The organism is Massilia sp. TSP1-1-2 (genome assembly GCF_049896185.1).
Lineage (GTDB): Bacteria > Pseudomonadota > Gammaproteobacteria > Burkholderiales > Burkholderiaceae_D > Telluria_A.
Window position 1 is genome coordinate 149546 of sequence record NZ_JAFCTU010000002.1, and the last position, 25578, is coordinate 175123.

General features: G+C 64.4%; 26 protein-coding genes. 14 read left to right on the plus strand and 12 right to left on the minus strand.

Annotated elements, in window-relative coordinates:
- Positions 1-9: 9 nt before the first annotated feature.
- Positions 10-627, plus strand: a complete 618-nt coding sequence (locus ACP7BV_RS02595) for a prolyl oligopeptidase family serine peptidase (protein ID WP_426101402.1) — start codon at positions 10-12, stop codon at positions 625-627.
- Here ACP7BV_RS02595 and ACP7BV_RS02600 read toward each other — a convergent pair.
- Both ACP7BV_RS02600 and ACP7BV_RS02605 read right to left on the minus strand, forming a co-directional pair.
- Positions 624-950: a hypothetical protein gene (locus tag ACP7BV_RS02600; protein ID WP_426101204.1), complete on the minus strand. Its 327-nt coding sequence runs from the start codon at positions 948-950 to the stop codon at positions 624-626. The two genes, ACP7BV_RS02595 and ACP7BV_RS02600, sit on opposite strands and share 4 nt — an antisense overlap.
- Before the next feature lie 11 nt (positions 951-961).
- On the minus strand, positions 962-1333 hold the full coding sequence (locus ACP7BV_RS02605; protein ID WP_426101206.1) for a hypothetical protein: 372 nt from the start codon (positions 1331-1333) through the stop codon (positions 962-964).
- Between the two features lie 159 nt (positions 1334-1492).
- Here ACP7BV_RS02605 and ACP7BV_RS02610 point away from each other — a divergent pair, with 159 nt between their 5' ends.
- Positions 1493-2533 (plus strand): hypothetical protein, encoded by a 1041-nt coding sequence (locus ACP7BV_RS02610; protein ID WP_426101208.1) that lies wholly within the window; start codon positions 1493-1495, stop codon positions 2531-2533.
- Between the two features lie 47 nt (positions 2534-2580).
- On the opposite strand, the gene ACP7BV_RS02615 is transcribed toward ACP7BV_RS02610, so the two are convergent.
- The gene (locus ACP7BV_RS02615) at positions 2581-3168 is read right to left on the minus strand and encodes an acyl-homoserine-lactone synthase (protein ID WP_426101210.1); all 588 of its coding nucleotides are present in this window, start codon (positions 3166-3168) and stop codon (positions 2581-2583) included.
- A gap of 136 nt (positions 3169-3304) precedes the next feature.
- On the opposite strand from ACP7BV_RS02615, the gene ACP7BV_RS02620 reads away from it, so the two are divergent.
- Positions 3305-3592, plus strand: coding sequence for a helix-turn-helix domain-containing protein (locus tag ACP7BV_RS02620; protein WP_426101212.1), 288 nt, complete (start codon positions 3305-3307; stop codon positions 3590-3592).
- Here the strand turns inward: ACP7BV_RS02620 and ACP7BV_RS02625 are convergent.
- Complete coding sequence (locus tag ACP7BV_RS02625; protein WP_426101214.1) at positions 3567-4304, minus strand: autoinducer binding domain-containing protein; 738 nt, start codon at positions 4302-4304, stop codon at positions 3567-3569. The genes ACP7BV_RS02620 and ACP7BV_RS02625 overlap by 26 nt on opposite strands.
- 422 nt (positions 4305-4726) lie before the next feature.
- Here ACP7BV_RS02625 and ACP7BV_RS02630 point away from each other — a divergent pair, with 422 nt between their 5' ends.
- A complete protein-coding gene (locus tag ACP7BV_RS02630; RefSeq protein WP_426101215.1) occupies positions 4727-6574 on the plus strand; it encodes a putative bifunctional diguanylate cyclase/phosphodiesterase in 1848 nt (615 codons plus the stop codon).
- Between the two features lie 124 nt (positions 6575-6698).
- Here ACP7BV_RS02630 and ACP7BV_RS02635 read toward each other — a convergent pair whose 3' ends face one another.
- On the minus strand, positions 6699-7322 hold the full coding sequence (locus ACP7BV_RS02635; protein WP_426101217.1) for a glutathione S-transferase family protein: 624 nt from the start codon (positions 7320-7322) through the stop codon (positions 6699-6701).
- 24 nt (positions 7323-7346) lie between these two features.
- A complete protein-coding gene (locus ACP7BV_RS02640) occupies positions 7347-8051 on the minus strand; it encodes a glutathione S-transferase family protein (RefSeq protein ID WP_426101219.1) in 705 nt (234 codons plus the stop codon).
- 87 nt (positions 8052-8138) lie between these two features.
- Here ACP7BV_RS02640 and ACP7BV_RS02645 point away from each other — a divergent pair, with 87 nt between their 5' ends.
- Positions 8139-9155 carry a type II secretion system F family protein gene (locus ACP7BV_RS02645; protein ID WP_426101221.1) on the plus strand — a complete coding sequence of 339 codons (1017 nt, stop codon included), beginning with the start codon at positions 8139-8141 and terminating at the stop codon, positions 9153-9155.
- The gene (locus tag ACP7BV_RS02650; protein WP_426101223.1) at positions 9152-9841 is read left to right on the plus strand and encodes a YceI family protein; all 690 of its coding nucleotides are present in this window, start codon (positions 9152-9154) and stop codon (positions 9839-9841) included. Before ACP7BV_RS02645 ends, ACP7BV_RS02650 begins: the two co-directional genes overlap by 4 nt.
- Before the next feature lie 22 nt (positions 9842-9863).
- Here ACP7BV_RS02650 and glpD read toward each other — a convergent pair whose 3' ends face one another.
- Together glpD and ACP7BV_RS02660 are read right to left on the minus strand one after the other, a co-directional pair.
- Positions 9864-11354 (minus strand): glycerol-3-phosphate dehydrogenase, encoded by a 1491-nt coding sequence (glpD, locus tag ACP7BV_RS02655; protein WP_426101404.1) that lies wholly within the window; start codon positions 11352-11354, stop codon positions 9864-9866.
- A gap of 170 nt (positions 11355-11524) precedes the next feature.
- Entirely contained in the window at positions 11525-12439 is a 915-nt protein-coding gene (locus ACP7BV_RS02660) for a sulfurtransferase (protein ID WP_426101225.1), read from the minus strand.
- A 99-nt stretch (positions 12440-12538) separates the two neighbouring features.
- Here ACP7BV_RS02660 and ACP7BV_RS02665 point away from each other — a divergent pair, with 99 nt between their 5' ends.
- Entirely contained in the window at positions 12539-13117 is a 579-nt protein-coding gene (locus ACP7BV_RS02665) for a phosphohydrolase (protein ID WP_426101227.1), read from the plus strand.
- Positions 13118-13145: 28 nt separating this feature from the next.
- Here ACP7BV_RS02665 and ACP7BV_RS02670 read toward each other — a convergent pair whose 3' ends face one another.
- Positions 13146-15848, minus strand: coding sequence for a bifunctional diguanylate cyclase/phosphodiesterase (locus ACP7BV_RS02670; protein ID WP_426101229.1), 2703 nt, complete (start codon positions 15846-15848; stop codon positions 13146-13148).
- A gap of 236 nt (positions 15849-16084) precedes the next feature.
- On the opposite strand from ACP7BV_RS02670, the gene ACP7BV_RS02675 reads away from it, so the two are divergent.
- Positions 16085-16996 (plus strand): PAS domain-containing protein, encoded by a 912-nt coding sequence (locus tag ACP7BV_RS02675; protein WP_426101232.1) that lies wholly within the window; start codon positions 16085-16087, stop codon positions 16994-16996.
- A 109-nt stretch (positions 16997-17105) separates the two neighbouring features.
- Here the strand turns inward: ACP7BV_RS02675 and ACP7BV_RS02680 are convergent, their stop codons facing one another.
- Complete coding sequence (locus ACP7BV_RS02680; RefSeq protein WP_426101234.1) at positions 17106-19196, minus strand: ATP-dependent helicase; 2091 nt, start codon at positions 19194-19196, stop codon at positions 17106-17108.
- A gap of 549 nt (positions 19197-19745) precedes the next feature.
- On the minus strand, positions 19746-19973 hold the full coding sequence (locus ACP7BV_RS02685) for a hypothetical protein (protein WP_426101236.1): 228 nt from the start codon (positions 19971-19973) through the stop codon (positions 19746-19748).
- A gap of 228 nt (positions 19974-20201) precedes the next feature.
- Between ACP7BV_RS02685 and ACP7BV_RS02690 the strand changes: the two genes are divergently transcribed.
- The 3 genes from ACP7BV_RS02690 to fghA all read left to right on the plus strand — a co-directional run bounded on the left by ACP7BV_RS02690 (position 20202) and on the right by fghA (position 22178).
- The gene (locus ACP7BV_RS02690) at positions 20202-20378 is read left to right on the plus strand and encodes a hypothetical protein (RefSeq protein WP_426101238.1); all 177 of its coding nucleotides are present in this window, start codon (positions 20202-20204) and stop codon (positions 20376-20378) included.
- Between the two features lie 304 nt (positions 20379-20682).
- Positions 20683-21240 carry a DUF1353 domain-containing protein gene (locus tag ACP7BV_RS02695; RefSeq protein WP_426101240.1) on the plus strand — a complete coding sequence of 186 codons (558 nt, stop codon included), beginning with the start codon at positions 20683-20685 and terminating at the stop codon, positions 21238-21240.
- A gap of 98 nt (positions 21241-21338) precedes the next feature.
- A complete protein-coding gene (fghA, locus tag ACP7BV_RS02700; RefSeq protein WP_426101406.1) occupies positions 21339-22178 on the plus strand; it encodes an S-formylglutathione hydrolase in 840 nt (279 codons plus the stop codon).
- Positions 22179-22211: 33 nt separating this feature from the next.
- Here the strand turns inward: fghA and ACP7BV_RS02705 are convergent, their stop codons facing one another.
- The gene (locus ACP7BV_RS02705) at positions 22212-22790 is read right to left on the minus strand and encodes an HdeD family acid-resistance protein (protein ID WP_426101242.1); all 579 of its coding nucleotides are present in this window, start codon (positions 22788-22790) and stop codon (positions 22212-22214) included.
- A gap of 237 nt (positions 22791-23027) precedes the next feature.
- On the opposite strand from ACP7BV_RS02705, the gene ACP7BV_RS02710 reads away from it, so the two are divergent.
- From ACP7BV_RS02710 to ACP7BV_RS02720, 3 genes are all read left to right on the plus strand, one after another.
- Positions 23028-23513 (plus strand): Hsp20/alpha crystallin family protein, encoded by a 486-nt coding sequence (locus ACP7BV_RS02710; RefSeq protein ID WP_426101244.1) that lies wholly within the window; start codon positions 23028-23030, stop codon positions 23511-23513.
- 106 nt (positions 23514-23619) lie between these two features.
- Positions 23620-24297 (plus strand): phosphoribosyltransferase, encoded by a 678-nt coding sequence (locus tag ACP7BV_RS02715; protein ID WP_426101246.1) that lies wholly within the window; start codon positions 23620-23622, stop codon positions 24295-24297.
- Complete coding sequence (locus tag ACP7BV_RS02720; protein ID WP_426101248.1) at positions 24294-25568, plus strand: SRPBCC family protein; 1275 nt, start codon at positions 24294-24296, stop codon at positions 25566-25568. Before ACP7BV_RS02715 ends, ACP7BV_RS02720 begins: the two co-directional genes overlap by 4 nt.
- Positions 25569-25578 lie beyond the last annotated feature (10 nt).

Sequence of the window (25578 nt, forward strand, 5' to 3'; positions counted from 1 at the left end):
GCGGCGTGGCTGAGCGCAGGCGGCGTGTATGCGCTGGCCAACATTCGCGGCGGCGGGGAATTCGGCCCGCGCTGGCACCAGGGGGCGCTCAAGCAGCACCGGCAAAACGCCTTTGACGACTTCATCGCCGTGGCCGAAGACCTGGCCGCGCGCAAAGTCACCAGCGCGCGCCACCTGGGCATCATGGGCGGCAGCAATGGCGGCTTGCTGGTGGGCGCCGTCATGACCCAGCGCCCGGAACTGTTCCAAGCGGTCGTGTGCCAGGTGCCGCTGCTCGACATGCGGCGCTACCACCGGCTGCTGGCGGGCGCCTCATGGATGGGCGAATACGGCGACCCGGACCTGGACGCGGAATGGGACTACATCGCCCGCTATTCGCCCTACCATAACGTGGCGCCGGACAAGCGCTACCCGCGCGTGCTGTTTACCACGTCCACCCGCGACGATCGCGTGCACCCCGCCCACGCGCGCAAGATGGTGGCGCTGATGCAGCAGCAGGGCCACGACGTGCTGTACTGGGAAAACCTGGAGGGCGGCCATGCCGGCGCGGCCGACAACGCCCAACAGGCGCGCATGTGGGCGCTGACCTATGCGTTCCTGCAGGCCGAGCTAGGCCGTTTGCCCTAGTCCAACTGGGCACGCAGCACCGGATCGGACGCAATGACCTGGGCGATCCAGGGAAACACTTGCGCGCCCTCGCGCCGCAGCTCGGCGAACTGCCCGAACTCCATGTTGACCAGCGCGTCGGCGTAGATGCGGGCCAGCGCCTGGCGCGCCAGGACCGTGCGGCTGGAAGAGCGCGACAGCGCGCGGTACAGCCGGGCGCTGGCGTGCGGATCGGCGCCGCCCTGGCACAGCGCGCCGGGGTCGCACGTCTCGGCCCACTCGGCAAAAATGTCACGCAGCGGCGCGGGCACGCTGACCTCCAACCGCTCTTGCATGCGATTCATCGCGCTTCTCCTCAATCGTAGAATGGGGCGACCAGCGCCGGCCAGCCGGCGATGTCGATCTCGTCGTCGCCATCCTGGTCGCTGCCGTCGTCGTGATCCTGGTTCCGAGCCTCAGTTTGGGCCTGGGTCTGAGCTAGGCTCGGAGCCTGGTCGCCACTCGGGTCCAGATTCGGGCCGTGGGCCTGGCTTTGCTCCTGGCTCTCGCTCTGGCCGCCCTGGCTCTGGCCCAACAGCGGCGTCAGCTGCGCTGCGCTGTGCACCACGGCGGCCACCACCGCCGCCCCCAGCGCCGGGCTGCGTTCCTCGCCGCAAGCGCCCCATGCATGCCTGCGCAGCCAAGCGGCGGCGCGTTCCACGTCCCATTTGCTCTTCGGTGTCGCCATAGTTCCTCCATTGTTAGCTGTCAGACAACCCGGCCGCCGCGCCGTTCGGGCTCTAGCGTAGGTGCTTGATCCCGATCAAGAGCCGAAAAGCATCGTCACCTACTATCGATTTGCACAAGCTGCCGCTTGGCAAATATCACGACCGGACAGGAGAATGGCATGAGCAACAGCACAGCACAGCAGCCGCGCCAGGTGGGCGCCGCACGTCCGAGGGGCTTGCCGTTCGAAGGCCAGCCGAGCCCGGACGGCGCATTCTGGTGCGGGGCCATCGGCGCCGGCGCCTGCATCATGGTGGAGCTGGCGTTCCACGTCGACTTGCTCTCGCGCGCCATCGTGCGCCTGCCGGAAACGAGCGCGGTGGCGCGCCCCGCCGTCACCCGCTACCTGGCTACCGTCAAGACACTGGCGAGCAACTGGAGCCGGCACACCCGCCCCGCCCTGCTCGAGGCGGTCGAAGCGCTAACGCACGTGGGCGCCAGCCTGGCCCGGCCTTTCACCATGGAAGCGCTGGCCAACCGGCGCGTGGACGGCGGCCAGGCGGCCACGCGCGTGGTGCAGGCATTGCTGCGGCGCATGGGGGCGCCGGCCGCGTCGCTGCAAATGCTGGCCGCCGATCTGGATGAGCAGTTGGGGAACATGGCCGGCGCCACGCGCGAACTCGAGTCCGATACTTTGCTGCTGAGCGAACGCTTGCAAGCGGACCACGTGCATACCTTCCTGCTGTCGCAGCAAGCCAGCACGCTGCAAAGCAAGCTCGACGACGCCACCATGCGCCAGGACGCCTACTGGCTGCAAGGCCCCCACGCCGAGCAGATTCGCCAGGAAATCGCCTTGCACCGCAGCGCCCTTGAAGGCGTGCGGCGCCAGCTCGACTACCTGCAGGCAGAACAGGCGTCCAACCGTGGCGAAGCGCACTACCTGCAAAACTTGATGCCCTCGCTGTCCGGCTACCTGAATGCGCTGGAACGCATGGCGGGGGGCATTCGGGCCGCCCAGGCCGGCGCGGCCAGCATGCTCTACGAGCTGCACGAGCTGAAACGGGTGCTGGCCGAGGAGCCCAATGGCGTCGGCCCGGTCGAGGCCCAGCTGCGCACCGCCCTGACGCAATGGCGCGCGCTGGCGGCCAGCGCGGACAGGCTGCGCCCCGGCCAGGCGAATGCACCAGCAGGTGCACGGCAAGGCGCCAGGAAACGACGCTAAACCGGACGCAAAGACCGAACGCTAAAACCGGACGCCAAGACCGGACGCTAAGACGCGAGGCGGGTGTCGAACATGACGGCGTGGGTGGCGCCCACATCCACATACAGCGCGACGGCCTGCTCAACGCCAATTTGCAGCGGCGCCCCGAAGCGGCGCGTGACCACCCCGGCGCGGCGCAGCAGGCGCTCGATGGCCGTGGTAGTGACGGTCACGTACTGGTCGATGCCGGCGTGGTAGCCGTAACTGATGATTTCGCCGATCGATTCCATGGTGATCTGGGAAAAGCCGAAGCGGGCGTCGCCGCCGGTTTCGATGGCGAACCGGCTCAGCTCCCAGATGCGCTCGTCCTCGGGCGCGCCCTGGCCGTGCAGCAGCTGCGCAAACGAATCCTTGAGCATGTACGGGCCCAAAGTGGGCAACAGGCGCCAGCAACCGCGCAGCGTTCCACCGCCGGGTTCGCGGATCATCATGTACCACGGCTCCAGCGCGTCGTAGCCATCGATCTCCATGCCGCTCATGACCGGCACTTCCCAACCGAGCCGGTCTTTGAACACCTTGGCCCGCAAGGTGTGCATTTCCCACAAATCGCGGGATTTAAAGTCACGTCGTGGTGCAATTCGTATGTGCAGTGCCATAGTGAAGCTCCCCAGTTGAGTTATGCCGCCCGCATAAAGAATCATGCAAAAAGGATACGAGCATAACTAGCAGTGTTGCTAGGTGGCTGCAAATGGCGCTGGGTGGAATACTGCATTTTTGTTCGAGGGGAAATGTATGGCAAAGGACGATGACTTCACGTACCAGGCAATTGCCGGCGTCAACACGGCAGCGGCCAGCGGGCACGACAGCCAGGCTGCCTCGACGGCGTCGACCCTACATGGGGACCTCAAGAAATTTCGCATCAGCAAACGCGAGAGCCAGGAAAAGTTTTGGGGCCGTTTTGGCGTGACCCAGTCGAGCGGCAGCCGTTTCGAGACCGGGCTGGGCATCCCGCCGCCGGTGGCGATCCTGGTCAAGCTGTACGTCAAGGGGCGCCTTAGCGATGGTGATCTTCCGGGGTAAGGATTCCCATGCTGATGGCCTTCACCAGGGCTTGCTGGCGGGTATTGACGTTGAACTTTTGCCGGATGTTCCCGATGTGAAAGTTCACCGTCGCCTCCGAGCAAACGGTGATCTTGGAAATTTCCCACGACGATTTACCCACCATGACCCAGTTGAGCACCTCCAGCTCGCGCTTGGTCAGGCGCGGCGCCGGCTCGGCGCTGTTCTGGGCGTGAATGAACTTGAGCGACGATTCGAAAGCATAGTCGCGGATCAGCGACAGCGCCGGCATCAGGTTGATCAGGTTGTCGTCGAAATCGGCGTTCGGCTTGGCGTCGGTGGCAAAACTGACCACCCCAAATTCTCCGCTTGGCCCATGAATGGGAAATGTGATGCCGCAGCGGATGCCATGGCCGCACGCTTCCTCATAGAGATTGCGCTGCGCCGGGGTGCAAAAGGTGTCGGGCTCCCACACAATAGGCACTGAACTTGCCAGGCAGTGCGCCACGGTCGGGTCGACATAGGCCAGCTTGTCGGCGTCATAGCGTTCGCGCCACGCGCTCGAATAATTGCTATGCAAAAAAGCATTTTCCAGCTTCGCATGTTTCGACGCCACGGCGCCGTACAGCACTTGGTCGAAGCCCTGGCTTTGCGCGAGCGAAAATAACGACGCTTGCCAAGCCGCTTCGGTACTACTCTTTAACAGCGTCGTCAGCTGACCTAGCTCAACCATACACCCATCCTTTTTACACTTTTCACAAATAAGTGATGTACTGAGACCAGATCGTAATTGCATTTACACCATAACTCAATAAATTATGACTAACAATCACGTTATCAATTGACCAAAACTACGCCACTTGAACAAGTAAGACGCCTATTGATCTTACAGCAAGTAAATGTTGGTCGTTCTCTCACTCATTCATTGACGTCGACGTTGGAATAGTGCAACGCAACATGCATGGCAAGCGTGCGTTAGGAAACTTAATTGGCAATATCCTCGGGCGAGGAGATCCTTGTTTCGCCAACCATCTTGCACGCAGTTTTTCCAAAATGCACTATTTATTACCGCATGGAAGCTAGAATGCGCGTCGGTGCTTGCCATCGTGATGTAACATTGTGATCCGCAACCCAACTTCAGCGATCCCATCCGCCGTGCATATTCCCAAAGTCCTTCTGGTCAATGACGATGCCGCGAGCCTGATGGCGCTCGAGAGCGTGCTGCTGGCTGCGGCCGAAGCCAGCCAGTACGCGTTGATCACGGCAACCTCGGGGCAGGAAGCGCTGCGCCAGGTCCTCAAGCATGAATTTGCCGTCATCTTGCTCGACGTGAACATGCCGGGCATGGACGGCTTCGAGACCGCCGACGCGATCCATTCGCGCGAACGCTCCAGTGCGGTGCCCATCATTTTCATCACCGCCCATCATGCCGACGAGATGCACCGCCTCGAGGGCTACCGCAAGGGCGCGGCCGACTATCTGTTTACGCCGGTGATTGCGCAGGTGCTGCAGACCAAGGTGGCGGTGTTCGTCGAACTGACCAAGCGCAACCTGGAACTGCAGGCCAAGACCGACGAACTGTCGCGCCTGAACCAGGATCTGCGCGTGCAGCGCTTGCAAGACCTCGAACGCATCAATGGCGAGCTGCAGCAGGAAGTCGCCGTGCGCAAGACGGCCGAAGAACGCGCCCACGCGCTGTCGATCCGCGATCCGCTCACCAACCTGGTCAACCGGCGCTCGCTGATCCAGCAGCTCGAGCATGCAGTGGCCACCGCCGACCGCGGCAAGAGCGAGTTTGCCCTGCTGTTCCTGGACCTGGACAAGTTCAAGTCGATCAACGACACGCTGGGCCACGAAGTGGGCGACGAACTGCTGCGCCAGGTGGCCGCGCGCCTGCTGGCAGCGGTGCGCGTCTCGGACGTGGTGGCGCGCCTGGGCGGCGACGAATTCGTGGTGCTGCTGGCCGGCGCCGGCGCGGCCACCAATGCGGCGCGCGTGGCGCGCAAGATCGAACAGGCCCACCACCACCCGTTCGACATCAACGGCCACCGCGTGCACACCTCGACCAGCATCGGCATCGGCCTGTACCCGCAAGACGCGGGCAATGCCGCGCAGCTGATGAAAAACGCCGACACCGCGATGTACCACGCCAAGCAGAACCGGCGCGGCAGCATCGAGTTTTTCCGCGAGGAGCTCAACGCCCGCGAAATCGAGCGCGCGCGCTGGGTCAGCGAACTGCAGCTGGCGCTGGCCGGCGCCGAACTCGAACTGCACTACCAGCCGCGCGCCTGCCTGCCAGACGGCGCCCTGTGCGGCGTGGAAGCGCTGCTGCACTGGCGCCACCCGCAGCACGGCCTGCTCGCCGCAGGCGTATTCCTGCCTTTTATCACCGAGCGCGAATTGCTCGCCCAGGTCTGCGAATGGAGCATTGGCGCTGCCTGCGCCAAGTTCGGGCAATGGCATGCGGCCGGGCTGAATCTGGCCGGGCTGTCGATCTCGGTCGAACTGGCCGCGCCGGCCTTGTGCGCCGAGCTGGCGGCGCGCGTGCTGGCCCATCTGCGCACGTGCGCGCTGGACCCGGACTGGCTGGAATTGTCCATCCCCGAATCCTTGCTGGTGGGCGCGGGCGACGTCGGACCGGTGCTGCGCGAGCTCAAGGACGCCGGCGTGCGCCTGGCCGTCGACAATTTCGGCAGCGCCGGCACCTCGCTGGCCACCTTGCGCAACCTCTCGCTCGACCTGCTCAAGATCGATGCCGCGTTCGTGGCCCAGAGCGGCGCTGACGGCGGCGCCGACATGCTGGCCGCGATCACCCACCTTGGCCGCGCGCTCGGCATGCGCGTGCTGGCCAAGGGCGTGCACCGGGCAGACCAGCTGAGCGTACTCACCGCGCTCGGCTGCGACCAGTACCAGGGCGAACTACTCAGCGCTCCCTTGCAGGCCGACGGCATGCTCGCGCTGCTGCAGGCGCACCACAATCTGCAAGGTCCCACCAGCAATTGAGAGACCGGCGGCACGCGATGTTTCCAACAGTAGGCCGCCACTAAGCGGCCACTAAGCGGCCACTAAGCGGCCACAAATGCGCGCCACCAATGCGCGGCCACCAATGCGCGGCCAGGAATACGGCCTACTTCACCAACGCGGAAGGCCGCTTGGCAATCCGGTCGCGCCACGCCTGCAAATGGTGCAAGCCTTCGGCGCCCGGCTTGAACTTCATGAGTCCGCGCCCGAACTCCAGTGCGCAAAACGCCGTGATATCGGCCACGGTAAAGCGTTCGCCCGCAATATACGGCTGCGTGGCCAGCTGCGCGTCGAGCCAGCGCGCATTCTCGCGCATCTTGTCGCCTTGCGAAACGCCAAAGTCGGCAAACTGCGGCTGCTCCAGATGGGCCAGCGCCGGGTGCGTATGGCGCACGCAGTTGGCAATGCCGAGCAGCAGATTGAGCTCCGCCCGGCGGTCGGCCATCTCGATAAAAGCGCGCTCTTCAAAGCTCTCGCCCATCAGGTTAGGCTGCGGATAGAGCCCTTCCAGATAACTGCAGATCGCGCGCGACTCGGACAGTACGCGCCCGTCGTCGAGCTCCAGCGCGGGCGTGCGCGCCATCGGATTTTTGGCGCGAAAGCTGTCGCTCTTGTGTTCATTGGCGGCCAGATCGACGTGAATGCTCTCGATGCCGGTAATGCCTTTTTCGGCGATGAACATCGCCACTCGACGCGGGTTCGGTGCGTAGTTGCTGACGTAAAGCTTCATGCGGTTCTCCTGTTATCGTTATTGTTATCGTTTGGCCGACTGGCCCGTTTCAAGCATGCTGCGCGCCTTTTCGGAAAATTCCCTAGCGGTCTCGCCTTCGGCTTTTTCGAGGTCGCGTTCAGATGCCGGCATCAAAATCCCTTTTTGCACCGCCGGGCGGGCCCGGATCGCATCGACCCAGCGCTGCAGGCTGGGCAAGCCGTCAAGCGAGACGCCCGACCATTTATGGGTGCGCACCCAGGCCCAGTTGGCGATGTCGGCGATTGAATAGTCGCCCGCCAGGTATTCGTGCTCTTGCAAGCGCGCGTCAAGAACGCCAAACAGGCGCCGGCTCTCGCCCTGGTAGCGGTCGATGGCACTCTGGATTTTTTCCGGAAAATAGCGATAGAACACGTTGGCCTGTCCCATCATCGGGCCCACGCCACCCATCTGGAACATCAGCCACTGCAGCACCTGCGCGCGGCCCTTGGCGTCGGGCGGCATCAGGCGGCCGGTCTTTTCGGCCAGGTAGACCAGGATGGCGCCCGATTCGAAGACCGCGAAATTGTCCTCGGCGCGGTCGACGATGGCGGGAATGCGCCCGTTCGGGTTCAGCGCCAGGAACCAGGGCTCCTTCTGGGTACCCTGGAGCAGGTCGAGCGTGTGCAGCTGGTACGGCAGCGCCAATTCTTCCAGCGCAATCGAAATTTTGTGGCCGTTCGGTGTGGCCGCTGAATACAGGTCGATCATGGCATTCCTTTGCAGTTGGGTGCAGGAGCGAAATGCAATCTTAGCCGATTTTGGCCGGCTTGCCTGGCCTGTGCCACAATCGATGTCATGAGACGCTTTCCACCGCTTTCCTTGCCCGTTCGCGCCCTGCTGTTCCAGCACCTGGGGGCCATGGAAAAAGCGGGTATGCCGGCCGAGCGCGCCCATGCGCTGCTCGATTTGGGGCCTACCCTGCGCGGGCGGGTCGAGGCGTTTCGCGACCTGTGCGGGCGCGGCGTGGACGTGCCGGGCGCCGGGTCGCGCAGCGGTTTGTTTACGCTATTTGAAACACGCTTGCTGCGCGCCGCCTTTGCCGCCGGCACCGCGCAAACCACCTACGAACGCCTCGCGCGCAGCCTGGCCGGCGCTGCCGCCCAACAGCGCGCGCTGCGCTCGCGCCTGATGCTGCCGGGCGCAGTGCTGGCCATCGCGCTGTTCGTGCAGCCGCTGCCCCAACTGTTTTCCGGTGCACTCAAGCCGACGCTTTACTTGGCCAAGGCGCTGCTGCCGCTGGTCTTGCTGGCCACGGCCGGCATGCTTGTCATGCGCACCAGCGCCTGGTTTGCCAGCGGCGAGCCGGGCGTCGGGCGCGCCACGCTCGAACGCCTGCTGCTCGCACTGCCCATAGTCGGCAAAGTCCACCTGCGCCGCAATACGCGCGACTTTGTCGAGAGCCTGGCGCTGCTGCTGCAGGCCGGACTGTCGCTGTTCGAGGCGCTGCCGGTGGCCGTGGCCACGGTCGACAACCAGCTGGTGCGCCGCGACCTGCATGCACTGCTGCCGGCCGTGCAGTCGGGCGCGCCCCTGTCGTCGGCCGTGGCGGCCCTGCGCCTGGTCGACAAGGCGCAGCTGCATGCCATGGTCCACCTTGGTGAGGAAAGCGGCACGCTGGCCGCGATGCTGCAGCGCCATGCCGATGCCGAGAGCGTAGCGCTGGCGCAGATCCAGCGCGAGATGATGACGTGGCTGCCGCGCCTGTTGTACAGCATGGTGGCGCTATGGATGGCATTCCAGATCCTGGGCGGGACCAAGCTTGCGCAGGACAGCGCCGCCATTTCTGTCGCCGTGCCACAATGGCGCGGATGAAACCGATTCTACGCCCTGCATTGTATTGTTTGCTGCCCTTGCTGCTCGCCGCGTGCGCCATCGAGGCGCCGCCGGCGCCGGCGTTCGCCTCGGTGGAAACGGGCGCCGCCTGGTATCAGCAGGCGGCGCGCAGCGGCAAAAAAATCTACCAGATTGACGCGGCGCAGTCGCTCATCACCGTCACCGTCCGGCGCGGCGGCGCACTGGCGCGCTTTGGCCACGACCACGTCGTCGCCAGCCGCAGCGTGGCCGGCTTCGTGGCACCCGACGCCGGGCGCGCCGACTTCCACTTCCGGCTGGACCAGATGACGGTGGACGAAAGCGCCTTGCGCACCGAGGCGGGCCTGGACACCCAGCCATCGCTTGACGCGATCGAAGGCACGCGGGCGAACATGCTCACGCGTGTTCTGGAAGCGCAGCGTTATCCGCTGGTGCTGCTGCACGCCGAGCGCGTGCGCGGCAACGACAAGCTGCTGCGCCTGACCGTCACGCTGCACGGCGTGGCGCGCACGGTCGATGTGCCGGTCACGCTGACCCAGTCCAAGACCACGGTCAGCGCCAGCGGCGAGCTGCGCCTGCTGCAGAGCGACTTTGGCATCACGCCCATGTCGGTCATGGGCGGGGCCATGGTGGTGCAAGACGCGATGGCGCTGCGCTTTCATATTGTGGCCAGCGCGCGACCCTGAGCGCCAGCACGGCCTTAAAGCGCTAGCGCTCGGCGATCCAGGCGTCCAGCGCAGCGGCGCTGTCACCATCCAGGTGCAGCCCGAGCTTGGAACGGCGCCACAGGATGTCGGCAGCGCAGCACGCCCACTCGTATTTGATCAGGTAGTTCGCTTCCACGGCAAACAGGCCAGGCACGATTTCCCGGCCAAGGTCGGCCAGCGTAGTGCAGCCGGCCAGCATGGTTTGCACCCGCGTGCCGTAGGCGCGACCGTAGCGCGCCGCCAGTGGCGCCGGCAGCCACGGGTAAGTGCGCTGCACGCCGCTTAACCACTGGTCGAATTCGAGCACGCCGCGCTTGGAAGGTTTTTCGCCGAACAGGTCGCCCCCCGGCAGGCACGCCTTGGCCGTCCAGCCTGGGCTGGCGTTGCCCAGCACGGGGCCGATCCAGTCCACCGCCTCCTCGGCCAGCTTGCGAAAGGTCGTGAGCTTGCCACCCAAGACGGTGAGCAGCGGTGCGCCATCGGTATTGTGTTCGAGCCGGAAGTCGCGCGTGGCCGCGGCGGCCTCGCTTTCGCCGTCTTGCACGATCGGGCGTACGCCGGCGTAGCTCCACACCACGTCGGCGGGGCTGATGGGACGCTCGAAATAGCGATTCGACAGCTCGCATAAATACGCCACTTCCGCGTCGCTGATGGCCACCTGGTCCAGGTCACCTTTGAAATCGAGATCGGTGGTGCCGATCAGCGTAAACTTGCCTTCATAGGGAATCGCAAACACGATGCGCCCGTCCGGGTGCTGAAAGATGTAGGCGTAGGGATGTTCGAACAGGCGCGGCACCACGATGTGGCTGCCCTTGATCAGGCGCAGCGCGCGCGCGCGCGGCACGCCGGCCAGTTGCCCGGCCCAAGGTCCCGCCGCGTTGACCAGGCAGCGCGCGCTCACGTCGATGGTGGCGCCGCTTTCCTGCGTGAGGGTGGCGCGCCAGTGACCGCCCTCGCGCCGCAGGTCGCCGCACAGGGTGCGGGTCAGCACGCGCGCGCCGCGCTCGTGAGCGTCGATCGCGGCCAGCACCACCAGGCGCGCGTCGTCGACCCAGCCGTCCGAATAGGCAAAGCCGCGCGTAAACGCGCGCTTGAGGGGACGCCCGGCGACGTGCGAGCGCAGCGCCAGCGCCTGCGAACCGGGCAAAAATTCGCGGCGCGCCAGGCTGTCGTACAAGTACAGGCCGACGCGGATCATCCATGCGGGACGCTGGCCGCGGTCATGCGGCATCACGAACCGCAGCGGCCACATGATGTGGGGCGCGCTGCGCAGCAGTACTTCGCGTTCGATCAGCGCCTTGCGCACCAGCGCGAATGCGTAGTGTTCGAGATAGCGCAAGCCACCGTGAATCAGCTTGCTCGAGGCTGACGAAGTGTGCGCGCCCAGGTCGTCCTTTTCACACAGGATGACGGACAGGCCGCGCCCGGCGGCGTCGCGCGCGATGCCGGCGCCGTTGATGCCCCCGCCGACCACCAGCACGTCGCATTCCATCGCGCATTGCGTTTTTTTCACAGCCGTCACCCTCTGCACTTCCTGTGGACCATGCGCCGATTGTGGCCCAAAAACGCGGTTCCGTTCAAGTTTTTTGCCCCGACGCTGGCGCAAACGCAAACTGCGGCAAGCCGGTGCAGCACCTCAGTGCAGCACCTCAGTGTGGCACGTCAGGCCGCGACGGCGTCGTTGATGCGCACGATAACCGGATTGGCGGGATCGAGACTCCATTCGAACCAGCCGCCGTCGTACACGCTGATCTGCTCCCAGCCCATCAGCCAGGCATAAAAGAAGGCGAGCGAGGCGCGCCAGCCGGTGCCGCAATAAAAGATGGCGGGCTGGCCGCGAACGATGCCGGCGCCATCCCACATGCGTTCGATGACGGCGGCCGGCCGCATGCGCGCGTCGCCGTGCTGGTATTCGCTCATGCTGTTGACGTCGCCCTCGCGCCCTGCCCGGCCCCAGCGCGCGCCGGCGATGTCGCCGCGGGCGGCGATGTAGCTGTAGCCGGAACTGGCGCCCGAGTATTCGCTCCGGGTGCGCACGCTGACCAGGGCGCCGCTGTTGCTGCGGGCGTCGTCCAGGCTGGTCATGAATTGCGGGCACAGGGGCAAGGCGGCGCCAAATGCGTGCACCGGGGTGAACGCGCGCCCGGATCCGCCGGCGCAGGGCATGCCGGCCGCGCACCAGTGGGCAAAGCCGCCGTCGAGCAAGCGCACGTCGGCCACGCCCGCGTACAGCATCAGGTGCGCGGCGCGGGCGGCGGCCAGCGTGTTGCGGCCGTACAAAATGACGGTCGTGCCGCAATCGATGCCGCAACGCAGCAGCAGCGCGAGCAAGGCGGCGTCGTCGATCCGGTTGAACAGGGGTGCGTGTTCCAGTTCGCTGGTGTCCAGGTAGGCGGCGCCGGGAATATGCGCGCCCGTAAACTGCCCAAACTGGCCGCAGCCCACTTCCAGCAGAACGGACGCGGGCAATTGCCCGAGCAAGGCTGCCAACTGCCAAGCATCGACAAGTCCGGTCCCGCGCGCCAGGCCGACGCGGGCGGGAAGGATGTGGCAACTGGGATGGTCGGATGCGTTCACGGCGCTATCTTGAGGCGAAATGCGCTATTTTATACGCTCGCCCGTGCGAATCGATGGTTTTGAATTATACTGTATGCCTATACAGTGAAAGAGTACACCATGTCCGACTCCTGCCCCAGTGAAATGATCACCACGCCCTATGTTTCCACGTACTTGGGTAACCGTTTTTATCCGCTGGTGCCGCGCATCGATCATGTGTGCATTGAAGATATTGCCCACGGCCTGGCGTACCAATGTCGTTTTAACGGGCAAACGCACGAGTTTTATTCCGTCGCCCAGCACAGCCTCGTCGTTGCCTCGCTGGTGCCGACCGACCTGCGCCTGGCGGCCTTGCTGCATGACGCGGCCGAAGCGTATCTCGGCGACATGGTCAAGCCGCTCAAGGTGCTGCTGCCCGCGTTTGCCGCGATCGAAGACCAGGTCAGCGCCATCATCGCGGCCGCGTTCGATGTCGATTTTTCCGATTATGCCCCCATCAAGCGCGCCGACCTGATCGCACTGGCCACCGAAAAGCGCGACCTGATGCCCCATTCGGTAGAACGCTGGGCTTACCTGGATGGTATCGGTGCGCTGCCGCAGCGCATCGTTCCCATGAGCCCGGGCGAGGCCAAGCGCGCGTTCCTCCAGGAATTCACGCGCCTGGGCGGAACGGCCGCGCGCCAGGCCAGCCTGGTGTAGTGCCGGGCGCCGCCGATGCGCGCGGCATTTACAGCAGCACCCCTTCGCGCGTCATCATGAAGCGCTTGGCCAGCAAGCCTGCCATGACCGGCCCCGGCACGGGTGGGCACATATAATAGCCCTGCACTTCTTTGCACCCCAACAATTGCAGCAAGTGTAGCTGCTCGATGGTTTCTACGCCTTCGGCCACCACCCCCATGTCGAGCGCGTCGGCCATCGAGACGATGGCGCGGAAAAACGTTTCCGCCTTCTTGGTGCGGCCCAGCTGAGCCGTGAAAGATTGGTCGATCTTGAGAATGTCGGTATCGAGCCGTTGCAGTTGCGACAGCGATGAAAAACCGGTGCCGAAGTCGTCCACCAGGCATTTGACGCCCATCTTGCGGATTGCCGCCAGCGCATTGACGGCGTCGCCTTTGTCGTCGACCAGCGTCGACTCGGTCAGTTCAATTTCCACTTCCTGCGGGTGAATGTGGTGGCGCTCGATGCATAGCGCGAGCTGGCCGCGCACGTCGCCATTGTTAAATTCAAACGCGGACACATTGAACGACACCGGCACCAGCGGCAACTTCATCTGCACCCATTGTTCGATCTGCGCGCAGACCATTTCCATGACCAATTTCCCCAGAGTCACGATCAGCCCGCTCGCCTCGGCCAGCGCGATGAATTCCTTGGGTGGGAGCAAGCCGCGCACTGGATGCTGCCAGCGTACCAGCGCTTCCATGCCGCAAATCTTGCCGCTGATGCTGGATAGACGCGGCTGGTAATACATTACGAACTGGTCGTTGCGCACCGCCGTTTCGAGCGCGCTCTGGGTTTCGACGCGCTCCAGGATCGACTGATATTGCTCGTGTTCAAAAAAGCAATAGCGCCCCTTGCCCGCGGCCTTGGCCGCGTACATGGCGATATCGGCGTGCCGCAGCAAGGTATCGACGTCCTCGCCGTCGCCGGGATACAGGCTAATGCCGATCGAACTGCCGACCACGGCCGTGCCAGTGCCGATCTCGATCGGACGGCGCAGCGCCTCGACGATGCGCTGCGCCACCAGCCGGGCGTCGCCGGCGTCGCCGATCTGCTCGAGGACCACGGTAAATTCGTCGCCCCCCAAGCGCGCCAAGCTATCGCCGGGCCGCAGCTCGGCCTTCAGGCGCATGGCGGCAACATGCAGCAATGCGTCGCCGACGCCGTGGCCCAGCATGTCGTTGACTTGCTTGAAATTGTCGATATCGATGAAAAAAACGGCCAGCTGGTGGTGCTCCTGCCGGGCGCGCGCCAGCGCCAACGGCAGGAAAGCCATCAGCCAGTGACGGTTGGGCAGCTTGGTCAGTGCATCTTCGTGGGCCATGGCAAGCAAGTTTTTTTCATGCGCCTTGGCCGACGAAATATCGCGCAGCGTCACCGCCAGCCCACTGCCCACGCGCATGATTTTGCGGTGCAGCCACATGCCCCGGAAAGAACTCGATGGCGCAGCGGCCCATTCATCTTGCACCAGGCCTTCCTGCATGGCCCGGCGCCCGGTGGCGATCTGGGAAGGCATTTCGGCGGCGATCATGAAGTCACTGACCGAGGGCAAGGCGGACAGGCGCATGCCGAGCAGTTGCTCGCGCGCGACGCCGCCCAGCGCAGCGCCGGTCCGGTTGCAGTCTTCGATGAGAAAATCGACGATCGTGCCATCCCGGCCGTATACGGCGCGCAGGAAGAAAAAGCCCTCGTTGGCCCCTTCGGTGGCCAAGCGGTACGCGTCGCGAATTTCCTGGGCTTGATGCTTGCGGCGCACCAGCGTGAACGACGCCAGCGCCCCGCACAGCGCGAATATGGCAAGAAACCAAGTGGCAGCCCGAGCGCCGCGCGTGTAATTGACGGCCACGCTGCGGTACGGGGCGAGAGACTCTTCGACAGACAGGCCGACCACGACGAACAGTGGAAAGTTGCCAATCTGCTGCCAGGCCACCAGCCGAGGCTGGTCCGAACGGGGCCGGTCGCTATGGTCAACCAGGCGCGCCCCGGACGGTTCGGCCAGCGTGGGGCCAACGCGCAACAGTGGCTGGTGCACCTCGCGCCCGCCAAGGCTGGCCGCGTACAGTTCGCCGTGGACGCCACGAATGCCAAGGTAGCCGCTGTTGCCGAAACTGGCCCGGTCGTAAAAACTGGTCAGGTAGGACGGCTTTACGTTGAGCATCACCACGCCATTGAAGGCGCCGTCGGGCGCGTCCAGCCGGCGACTGAAGATGATGGCGTCGCCGCGATCTTGGGCGCTGCAATGGGTACAGACATGCAGCGCGCGCGAGCGGTTCTGCGCGTGGAAGCGAAAATACTCGTCGGCGGCCAGGTTTGGCAGCGCCCCTGCGCCCTGCATGCTGCTGACCACCTGGCCACTGCGATTGGCAACGCCGACAAAGCTGAGCCATGCGCGCGCAAATTCGGCGTCGTGAAAGAGCGCGTCGTCGCCGGGGTGGCTGGTGCGCTCCCAGTGTGTCTGTAGCGCTGCGCTCAGTTCGTCGACGTGGCTGACCGACAGCGAAATTCCCTTGGCGACGGCGCGGGCCAGGGCGGCAGTCTGGCCGAGCAAGGTGTGCTCCAGACGGCGCCGGTCGTTCTCGAGCTGAGAGAACATGCCGGCCCACAGCAGGCCGGCGAGAACAGCGCAAAAACAGGGCCACACCAGGATTTGCAGCATGTGGCGCGGTTTGAGAAGCCCACGCCAGAATCCTTTGCCGGTCGCGATATCAGCCATGAGCGCGTTGAGTCGGTCGTCGATGCTCGCCAGGCGCAGAACGACCGGGCGGGGAATCAGAGTAGACCGTCGCGGCGGCGACAAAGTTCCTGAAGTCAGGGGGAGCGCCTGCGCGTGGCGTCCCCCGCAATACTTTGGCGGCTACCGACCGGGCTACCGACCGGGCTACCGACCGGGCGCACCGGATGCACGGTATTTTCTTTGACAAAAAAGCCGCACTGTCATAGTGTGAGCCTATGCCTTCCATCCTTCCTGACGCCGCCGCCGCCGGCGCCCTGCCGGTCCTGCACGACGACGACGCCCGGGACGCCGCCGGGCCTCAAGCGCCCGAAGCGCAGGACGAGGCGCCCTGGCGCATTTTGATTGTCGATGATGACGTGGACGTGCACGTGGTCACCAAGTTTGCCCTAAGCAACACCAACTTCCAGGGCCGGCGCCTGAGCTTTTTGCATGCCTACAGTGGCGCCGAGGCGCTGGCGGTGCTGCGCGCCATGCCCGATATCGCCCTGATACTGCTCGACGTGATTATGGAAACCCCGGACGCGGGCTTGCGCCTGGCGCGCCGCGTGCGCGAAGAACTGCGCAACGACCTGGTACGCATTGTGCTGCGCACCGGCCAGCCGGGACAGGCGCTGGAACACAGCATCATTGTCGACTATGACATCAACGATTTCTGGTGCAAGGCCGATCTGACCACGCGCAAGCTGTTCACCACGGTTGTGGCGTCGCTGCGCGCCTATGCCACGCTCAAGGCGGCGCAAGCCGAACGCGACGCCCTGGGCGCCGAACTGGCCAAGGCGCGCCGGCTGCAGACGCTACTGGACCAGCACGCGCTGGTGCTCACGCTCGACGCCCACGGCCGCATCCTGGAAGCGAACGCGTTTGCCTGCCGCCTGGCCGGCCTCGAACGCGCCCAGCTGCTGGGGCGCGACCTGCATGCGTTGCATCCCGCGCCCTTCCCCGAACCGATGGCCAGCGCGATTGTCGACGCCCTCGCGCGCGAATCGGGCTGGGCCGGCGACGTCGGCGCCACCGACCGCGACGGCGCGGCGCTGACGCTGCGCTGTGCGGCACTGGCGTTTCGCGACGAGGCCGGCACACCGCGCCAGTATGTGGTGGTCGGCTCGGTGCTTGAGCGGCATCAGTGAGCGGCATTATCGAGCGGTATTATTGAGCGGTCTTAGAGACGGCGATGAGTGAGCGGCACTAGCGAGCGGTACCAGCGCCCGGTACTAGTGTGGTACTAATGCGCTGCGCTCACTTCCAGGTGCTGCGCGAGCGTTCGCGCACCAGCATGCGCACGCTGTCGGGCACCGGCTTCTTGACCACGGCAGTGTCCGCCGTCGCCCACACGCACTCTTCGTAGTGCTTGAGCATCAGCGGCGTGATGAAGCGGGTGCGCGCCGCGTACACGTGGCGGTCGCCCATCTGCGCCTGCTGCTTGATGAAAAAGCGGTTCGGCACCACCAGATGCAATTGTTCCTTGGCACGCGTCATGGCGACATATAACAGGCGCCGTTCTTCTTCGATATCGTCGGCATTGCCGGTGCTCATGTCTGACGGAATGCAGCCATCGACGACATTGAGCACGTGCACCGACTTCCATTCCTGCCCCTTGGACGAATGGATGGTCGACAGGATCACATAGTCTTCGTCCAGGTGCGGCACTCCGGCGCGGTCGCTGGTCGCCTCGGGTGGGTCGAGCGTAATTTCGGCCAAAAAAATTTCGCGCGAACCATAGCCGGACGCCAGGCGCGCCAACTGTTCCACGTCGGCGCAGCGCACCGTGGCGTCGTCATGCAAGCGCTCCAGGTGCGGCAGATACCAGTTCTTGACCAATTCGATGTCGGCCGGCCAGCGCAGTCCGGGTGCGCGCAACGCTTTGTAGAGCGCCACGAAAGGCAGCCAGTCGCCGCTGCTTTTGGATGGCGCGGCAAAATCTTCGACCGCGCGCACCGGCTCGGGCGCCTCGCCGACCGCATCGAGCAAGCGCGTGGCCGTCGCCGCACCTATGCCGGGAATCAATTGCACCACGCGAAAACCCGCCATGCGCCCGCTGGGATTCTGGGCAAAGCGCAACACCGCCAGCACATCCTTGATGTGCGATGCTTCCAGGAACTTGAGGCCGCCGAACTTGACGAAGGGAACGTTACGGCGCATCAGTTCCAGTTCCAGTGCGGCGCTGTGGCTGGCCGCGCGAAACAAGACCGCCTGCTGCGTCAGCGCCATGCCCGCTTCGCGTTGTTCCAGGATCCGGTTGCAGACCCAGCGCGCCTGCTCGGCTTCGTCGGGGATCAGCACCAGTTGCGGGCGCACCGTGGAGGTCTTGTCGGTCCACAAGGTCTTGGCGTGGCGCTCGAGGGCGGCGGCGATCAGCGCGTTTGACGCGTCCAGGATTGGCTGCGTGGAGCGGTAGTTGCGCTCGAGCGTGACGATGCGCGCCGGCTGCGCGAACTGCTTGGGGAAGTCGAGTATGTTACGCACCGTGGCGCCGCGGAAGGAATAAATCGACTGGGCGTCGTCGCCCACCACCATCACCCCCTGCCCGCCCGGCTTCATGCCCACCAAAATGGCCGCCTGCAAGCGGTTGGTGTCCTGGTATTCGTCCACCAGCACATGGTCGAACAGGGCGCCGATCTCCGGACCGAGCTCGGGATCGGCGGCCATCTCGGCCCAGAACAGCAGCAGGTCGTCATAGTCGAGCACGTTTTGCTCCTGCTTGGCGTCGACATAGGCGCCGAACAGGTTTTTCAGCTCTGGCTCCCATTCGCTACACCACGGGAAAGTACTTTGCAACACCAGGGCCAGGGGTTCCTGACTGTTGACCGCGCGCGAATAGATCGACAGGCATGTGCCTTTCAGGGGGAAGCGCTTCTGGGTTGTGGTCAGGCCGATCTCGTGGCGCACCATGCCCATCAAGTCTTCCGAGTCGCCGCGATCGTGAATGGTAAACGCGTCGTCCAGGCCAATGCGCCCGGCATAGTCGCGCAGCAGGCGCGCGCCAATGCTGTGGAAGGTGCCGGCCCACGGCAAGCGCGTGGGCGCCTGGCCGGCGCCGAGCGCGAAGACGCGCTGCAGCACGCTGCCGGCGCGATTGGTCATTTCGGTGGCGGCGCGACGCGAAAACGTCAGCAGCAAGATGCGCTGGGGATCGGCGCCGCTCAGGATCAGGCGCGCCACCCGGTGCGCCAGCGTACTGGTTTTGCCCGAGCCGGCGCCCGCGATCACCAGCAAGGGCCGCGCGGTACCGTCGGCGGCGCCGATGTCGTGCTCTACAGCGGCGCGCTGCGCATCATTGAGGCTGGCGAAGGGATCGAGCGGGGCGGCGTCGACGGAAGCGGTGGGCATGGCGGGCAATCGGGCAAGAAAGAATACAACTGTACATTTACACAGTAGTCAAAAGCAAGGATAATAAAGAATGCGTACTGGCTTGTGCGCCGGGGGTGCCCCGCGGTGGTAAGCGGAAACTTGCCAGTCGATTAGCTTTTCAACGCTAAGTAGCCGTTTCTTAAGGGCTTTTTCAGATATCCACAATCGCTGTGGATAACTTTGTGGATAACCGCCCCTTGACAGCGCGCAAGCCTGCAACGATGCGGGTTTCAACAAAATGCCCGTTCAAAAGGCAAAATTTTATGCGTTTAAAATCAATGACTTGCAAAGTCAAGCTTGAACGGCCGAAAAAATATTAGGACATTTCCTACAAGACCCTTTTGTGCATAACCAGGCCTGGGCAGGCGGCTCAACCCCGCGCAAATCAATGCTGCTTTAACAACACCGTGTGCGCGGCGGCGCGCATGCGCAGCACTGCCGCACGCCGGTGCGATCCGACGCGGCGCAGGGACGCATGTGACAATTTCGTTGCAGATAGCGTTGTTGCGTTAGCAACACGTGCGCTACTCAATGATAACTTTCAGCGCTGCGCTGCATCGGTTCGAGCAAGACGCGCGCAATCACAACCGCCTCGATATCGTTTGCCTTCAGATATTCGATGGCGGACACGGTATTGCTGCTTTCCTGCATGGAGATCGCCTGATTGACGATGGTGCGCCGGCGCATGTCCTGGCGCGTGTAGTCGGCGCGCTCGCGAGGAGCGCCGCCGCTGTCTTGCTGATGCTTGAGAGTCATTGCCGATCCTTGCTCGTGACTGTAACGGTCCACACGCACCGCATTGCTGCCCTGGATTGCTGCCCTGGATTGCTGCCCTAGAAGTATCCGCCAAACCATGATAATGTCAATGTCAGCTTCCTATCGAAGCGGCAATAAGTCCCGATCCTTTCTAGTTGGAATTGAACGTCACCCGCCCCCGCGCGCGCCTAGAATAGGTGTTCACTCCACTCCAACGGCGAGGCTAGCATGGCAATTCCAACTGATCCCATCCTCAATCCCGGCGACGAAGCAGCGCCCGGCACCCCAGGCGCGGCCGAAGACATTTGCGACCAGTGCAGCGGCAGCGGCAAGCAGGCCGGCGGAGCGCCGTGTCCCGAATGCGGGGGCACCGGGCGCGTAATGCGCGGCATCGGCGGCGGCTAGTTGCACATGGGGTCAGTTCCCCCATTACGACACGGCCTCGACCGTAGCCCGGGTTACGGTCGAGGCCGTGTCGTAATGGGGGAACTGACCCCGGCGGAGATTTGGTGCATGACTATTTTTCGCGGCGCCTCTGGCAGTATGGGCGCGGCGCCCGTTGGCGCGGTCGTGACGATGCTGGCAATTATGCTACCGTCCGTGAACTGCGCGCCGTGCGCGCGTTCAAACGGGGAATGGCTCCGGTGAGTGTACCGCTGCTGTCCTTGCAAGTCGTGTAATCGGTTTAACACCCAATTGGAGAAAAATAATGAGCTATGGTGCTTTTTCAGGTAATCCCAAAACCATGTGGCTGTCCGACCGCGGCGACGACCGCGACATGCAAGTGATCGAAGATTTCTGGTATCTCGACCAGGACGGGCGCCGCTGGGATGTTCCGGCCGGCACCGTCATCAATGGCGCCAGCATTCCGCGCACGCTATGGTCGTCCGTGGGTAGCCCGTACACCGGCAACTACCGGCGCGCAGCGCTCGTGCATGACGCCGCCGTCGGCCGCGAAGGCGTGCTGCGCGCCGAATCCGACGCCATGTTTTACTTTGCTTGCCTTGCAGGCGGTTGTTCGCAGCTGCAGGCCAAGATGCTCTACGCAGGCGTGCGCCTGGGAGCTTGGGCCAGCAATACGCACCTGTTGTCCATAGAAGCGGCGAGCGCGGTGCCGGACGCCACCCGCCTGCCCGGCGAGCAGACGCCGCGCGAACTGGAAATTCGCGCCCGTTATACGCTCATCGCCAATCAGCTCAAGGTCACCGGAAACGACTTTGCCGAGGTCGAGCAAGTGGTCGACCGTAACCTCGGCCGCGCCCACTGAGCAGGCCGGGGCTGGCAAGGGGTCGGGCAAAAAGGCATACTGGTGCATTGTCCTTGTCGGGACGCTTGATCTCTGAGAAAACCATGCCTGGAACATCTATGCTCGAACTGATCAGTGAACACGCCTGCTTTGGCGGTGTCCAGCGCTTTTATCGCCACGCATCAAGCGCGATCGGGCTGCCGATGCGTTTTTCGGTGTTCATCCCGCCTTCAACAGGTCCCGGTGCATTGCCGGCGCTGTTTTACCTGGCCGGCCTGACCTGCAACGAAGAAACCTTTATGACCAAGGCCGGCGCCCAGCGCGTGGCCGCGCGCAAAGGCTTGATGCTGATCGCGCCCGACACCAGCCCGCGCGGCGCTGGCATCGAAGGCGAAACGGCAGCGTGGGACTTTGGCGCCGGCGCTGGGTTTTACCTTGACGCCACCGAGCAACCGTGGGGCCGCCACTACCGCATGGACAGCTACATCACGGAGCTGCACGCGCTGGTCGTGGCCGAGCTGAACGCCGATGCCGCGCGCATCGGCGTGTTTGGCCACTCGATGGGCGGGCACGGCGCGTTGGTGCTGGCGCTGCGCCGGCCCGACCTATTTCGCTCGGTGTCGGCGTTTGCGCCGATTGCCGCGCCCATGCACTGTCCATGGGGCGAGAAAGCTTTCAGCAACTATTTGGGCGGAGACCACGCCGCGTGGCGCCAGTACGACGCCAGCGAACTAATGGCCAGCATGCAGGCGCCCTTCCCCCAGGGTATCTTGATTGACCAGGGCTTGGGCGACAAGTTCCTGGCCGAGCAATTGCACCCGGACAGGTTTGAAGCGGCTTGCCGCAAGGCCGGGCAAAAGCTGGAGCTGCGTCGCCACGCGGACTATGACCACGGTTACTATTTCATCTCGACGTTCATGGAAGACCATCTGGCATTTCACAGCGCTCAGTTAGGCTGAAGCAAGTCCGCGGAGGCGGCCAAGCGCCATGCCCTACACCGCCCCCGCCGGCCCACTGCTGCGCCCGCCGTTGAGGCGCAACCACGCGCGCACCTGCAGCGCCAGTGCAAGCAGCAATGCGCCCGTCACGATGGCATAGAAACCGGTCAACCACGCCAGCGCCAGCGCGCCGGCACCGGTGGTAAACAGCAGCACGACCATGCCGAACAGGATGGAGGCGATGCCGCTTAATATCAGCAGCAGTTCGCCCTTCATGAACTTGCGCACACGTACAGCGACAACGATGTCAAGCGTGCCGCTGACCAGTGCGTTGGCGCCCATCAGCAAGATCAGCGCCACCGTTGTCACGCCCGGATGCAGCGCGGCGATGATGCCGGCGCCCACGCTGAAGGCACCCAGCAGCAGCATGACCCACCAGCGCCGGTCGGCCTTGCGGTGCTGGACGGCGCCGAAGACCCAGACAGCGCCGGCCAACAGCGCAAAGGCGGCAAATAGCGCCGCCAGGGTGATCAGCGTGATCGCGGGCCATACGATGGCCGCAATGCCGAACAGCACGGCGATCATGCCGCGCAAGCCCAACAGCCACCAGGACCACAACAGGGTTTCACTCATGGCTTTTTCCTCCCGCAAGTTCGACAGCGCGCAAGCCAGTTATATCGGCGCCTACGCGTGTGGTTTGCGCTCGCTCAAAGACGCGCCATTATGCTCGCCACCTTGCGCGATGGCCCTTGAAACCGGGCCTGGCGCGACTTATAACGATGCTGCGGGAGCCAGTATTCCCCTGCGCCCCCCGTGCACTTGCCGTGCACTCTCCCCATGTTCCTGTCCATACGCTTACGAAAGGAGGTCATGATGAACAACATTATCCGGCGTACCCCGTCGGCAATGGCCGGCTATCGGCCGCGCGCGCTAGACGACCGGTTTGGGCAACTGGTCGAGAATATGTTCGAAGAAATGCTGGCGCCATTCGCGCACGGTGGCGCACTCGGGCAGTGGCCCGCCGAAGGAACGGTCAGTGCACGCCTGAACGTCAGCGAGACCGACCGGTCCTTTGAAGTGCAGGCCGAATTGCCAGGCGTGAAAAAGGAAGACGTGAAGGTCGCCATCGAGCACCAGCGCGTCACGATCGAAGGCGAGTCCAGGCGCGAGCAGGAGCAGCGTGAAGGCGAAAACGTGTTGTATGCAGAGCGCGGCGCGAGCAAGTTCGTGCGCACCTTCATGCTGCCCGTGGAGGTCGATGAGGCCGGCACCCAAGCGCGCATGGAAAACGGCATTCTGACTCTCACGCTGCCCAAGAAGCAAGGTAGCGCGGCAACCCGCATCACCATCCAGTAATTGCCGCCCCGTTGACACCAGGCCCGCTCGGCATTTCTGCCCGGCGGGCCTTTTTATCATTGTCGATGCAACCGGTGTGCAGGCCCGCTGTCAAAGAAGCATGGCCATGATCAAACCGTTCCGGGACCGCGCACACGCGGGCAAGCAGCTTTCGCTTGCCCTGCATGAGCACGCAATCGATCCTGGCGCCATCGTGCTGGCGCTGCCGCGCGGCGGCGTGCCGGTCGGTTTCGCGGTCGCTCATGCGCTTGGGCTGGCGCTTGACATCCTGCTGGTGCGCAAGCTGGGCATGCCCGGCCAGGAAGAGTTCGCAATCGGCGCGGTCGCCAGTGGCGGCGTGCGCGTCGTGCAGCGTGGCGTGCTGCAGCATGCCGGCATCACACCTGCCATGCTTGAGGAAATGTGCACCCGCGAGCTCGCTGAAATCGACCGCCGGGAGCGCCGCTACCGGGGCGGTCGCCCTGCCCCTCCGTTGGCGGCGCGCACCGTCATCCTCGTCGACGACGGCCTGGCTACCGGTTCAAGCATGCGCGCCGCTATTGCGCTCGCCCGCGCCCAGGCTCCTGCCCGCCTGCTGGCGGCGGTCCCCGTGGGCGCCGCCGACACCTGCGCCGTTCTCGCCGCTGAGGTCGACGAACTTATTTGCCTGGTCCGCCCGCACCCGTTTCGCGCCGTCAGCCAGTGGTACCGCCAGTTCGACCAGACCACGGACGACGAGGTCATCGACCTGCTGGCACAAGCCTGGTGCGAGCAGGAACCGCGCGAGCGCGCCAGCCATTCATGAACAACACGCAAATCGACAATCACATCAAGGAGGAAACGATGAAACACGCGACCGACCAGGACCTGCAACTGGGCAAGTGGATAGCCAGAGCCGCCATTGGCGCCCTTGCCATGTATATACTCGACCCGGAGCGCGGCGCACCGCGTCGCGCCGAGTCGGGCGACAAGCTGCGCAGGCTCGGCCGCAAGACCGGCGACGCGCTCGACAAGGTGATGCATGGCGCCAGCAGGGCTGCCTGCCATGCCGCGCGCCGGGAGCCTGCTGCGCAGTTGACTGACGGCGTGTCGCAACGCGCAAGCGGCATGCTGCGCCAAGGCGCCGAGGCGTTGCAACGTGCTTTCGGCGCTGACACGCGCACCGAGGCGCAGCCGAACGGCCACTCCGATAACGCTCATGCCGCTGGCTATTCTGCTGGCTATTCCGCTGACCGTTCCGCTGACCATTCAGATGACCATTCCAGGCCCCGTTCCGCTGACCATTCGGCTGCCCAAACCGATGCTCACTCCGATGCCCACTCAACCGATCCCCACGGCGCCCAGCGCACCCCAAAGTCCGCCTACCAATCCGAGAGGCGCCCCTACGCGGGCGGCGACACTTCAAGCAAGGCATCCGGCCGCGGCGCCATGCGCGGCAGCACGCTAGCGGGCGCCAGCGTGCTGGGCTTGGCGGGCCTGGTGGCGCCGCGCTCCCCGATCGGCATGGCCATGGGACTGGCCGGACTGGCGCTGCTGGTGCGCGCCACTGGCAAGCGGCCCTTGCTCAAGCTGGCGGCCGGCGCAGGCGGACAAAACGTCGAGGTGGAACAAACTATCCGCATTGACGCGCCGGTCGAGCAGGTGTTCGACCTGTTTGCCAACTACGAAAATTTCCCGCGCTTCATGTCAAACGTTATCGATGTGCAAGACCTGGGCGAAGGTCGCTCCCACTGGGTTGTCAAGGGTCCGGCCGGCAGTCAGTTTGCCTGGAACGCCGTGTTGACCGAACATAGCAGGCCGCGGCGGCTGGCTTGGGAGAGCGAGCCTGGCGCAGAAGTGCAGCAGTCGGGCGCCATCGGTTTCGAACCCATTTACGGTGGCACGCGGGTCACGGTGCGCATGGCGTACCGGCCGCCGGCCGGCGCACTGGGCCATGCACTGGCGTCGCTGCTGGGAAAAGACCCCAAACGCCAGATGGATGAAGACCTCACGCGCATGAAGTCGCTCGTCGAACGCGGCGCCATCATGCGGGCCGGGAGCAAGAACGCGGCGTCCACCAGCAAGTTCCTGCACTGAGGCGGGACCG

What these genes read in the sequence shown, in the direction of transcription:
- ACP7BV_RS02600 (WP_426101204.1), bottom strand. Translation starts at nt 950, where the DNA reads ATGAATCGCATGCAAGAGCGGTTGGAGGTCAGCGTGCCCGCGCCGCTG.
- ACP7BV_RS02605 (WP_426101206.1), bottom strand. Translation starts at nt 1,333, where the DNA reads ATGGCGACACCGAAGAGCAAATGGGACGTGGAACGCGCCGCCGCTTGG.
- ACP7BV_RS02610 (WP_426101208.1), top strand. Translation starts at nt 1,493, where the DNA reads ATGAGCAACAGCACAGCACAGCAGCCGCGCCAGGTGGGCGCCGCACGT.
- ACP7BV_RS02615 (WP_426101210.1), bottom strand. Translation starts at nt 3,168, where the DNA reads ATGGCACTGCACATACGAATTGCACCACGACGTGACTTTAAATCCCGC.
- ACP7BV_RS02620 (WP_426101212.1), top strand. Translation starts at nt 3,305, where the DNA reads ATGGCAAAGGACGATGACTTCACGTACCAGGCAATTGCCGGCGTCAAC.
- ACP7BV_RS02625 (WP_426101214.1), bottom strand. Translation starts at nt 4,304, where the DNA reads ATGGTTGAGCTAGGTCAGCTGACGACGCTGTTAAAGAGTAGTACCGAA.
- ACP7BV_RS02635 (WP_426101217.1), bottom strand. Translation starts at nt 7,322, where the DNA reads ATGAAGCTTTACGTCAGCAACTACGCACCGAACCCGCGTCGAGTGGCG.
- ACP7BV_RS02640 (WP_426101219.1), bottom strand. Translation starts at nt 8,051, where the DNA reads ATGATCGACCTGTATTCAGCGGCCACACCGAACGGCCACAAAATTTCG.
- ACP7BV_RS02645 (WP_426101221.1), top strand. Translation starts at nt 8,139, where the DNA reads ATGAGACGCTTTCCACCGCTTTCCTTGCCCGTTCGCGCCCTGCTGTTC.
- ACP7BV_RS02650 (WP_426101223.1), top strand. Translation starts at nt 9,152, where the DNA reads ATGAAACCGATTCTACGCCCTGCATTGTATTGTTTGCTGCCCTTGCTG.
- glpD (WP_426101404.1), bottom strand. Translation starts at nt 11,354, where the DNA reads ATGGAATGCGACGTGCTGGTGGTCGGCGGGGGCATCAACGGCGCCGGC.
- ACP7BV_RS02665 (WP_426101227.1), top strand. Translation starts at nt 12,539, where the DNA reads ATGTCCGACTCCTGCCCCAGTGAAATGATCACCACGCCCTATGTTTCC.
- ACP7BV_RS02670 (WP_426101229.1), bottom strand. Translation starts at nt 15,848, where the DNA reads ATGGCTGATATCGCGACCGGCAAAGGATTCTGGCGTGGGCTTCTCAAA.
- ACP7BV_RS02675 (WP_426101232.1), top strand. Translation starts at nt 16,085, where the DNA reads ATGCCTTCCATCCTTCCTGACGCCGCCGCCGCCGGCGCCCTGCCGGTC.
- ACP7BV_RS02680 (WP_426101234.1), bottom strand. Translation starts at nt 19,196, where the DNA reads ATGCCCACCGCTTCCGTCGACGCCGCCCCGCTCGATCCCTTCGCCAGC.
- ACP7BV_RS02685 (WP_426101236.1), bottom strand. Translation starts at nt 19,973, where the DNA reads ATGACTCTCAAGCATCAGCAAGACAGCGGCGGCGCTCCTCGCGAGCGC.
- ACP7BV_RS02690 (WP_426101238.1), top strand. Translation starts at nt 20,202, where the DNA reads ATGGCAATTCCAACTGATCCCATCCTCAATCCCGGCGACGAAGCAGCG.
- ACP7BV_RS02695 (WP_426101240.1), top strand. Translation starts at nt 20,683, where the DNA reads ATGAGCTATGGTGCTTTTTCAGGTAATCCCAAAACCATGTGGCTGTCC.
- fghA (WP_426101406.1), top strand. Translation starts at nt 21,339, where the DNA reads ATGCTCGAACTGATCAGTGAACACGCCTGCTTTGGCGGTGTCCAGCGC.
- ACP7BV_RS02705 (WP_426101242.1), bottom strand. Translation starts at nt 22,790, where the DNA reads ATGAGTGAAACCCTGTTGTGGTCCTGGTGGCTGTTGGGCTTGCGCGGC.
- ACP7BV_RS02710 (WP_426101244.1), top strand. Translation starts at nt 23,028, where the DNA reads ATGATGAACAACATTATCCGGCGTACCCCGTCGGCAATGGCCGGCTAT.
- ACP7BV_RS02715 (WP_426101246.1), top strand. Translation starts at nt 23,620, where the DNA reads ATGATCAAACCGTTCCGGGACCGCGCACACGCGGGCAAGCAGCTTTCG.
- ACP7BV_RS02720 (WP_426101248.1), top strand. Translation starts at nt 24,294, where the DNA reads ATGAACAACACGCAAATCGACAATCACATCAAGGAGGAAACGATGAAA.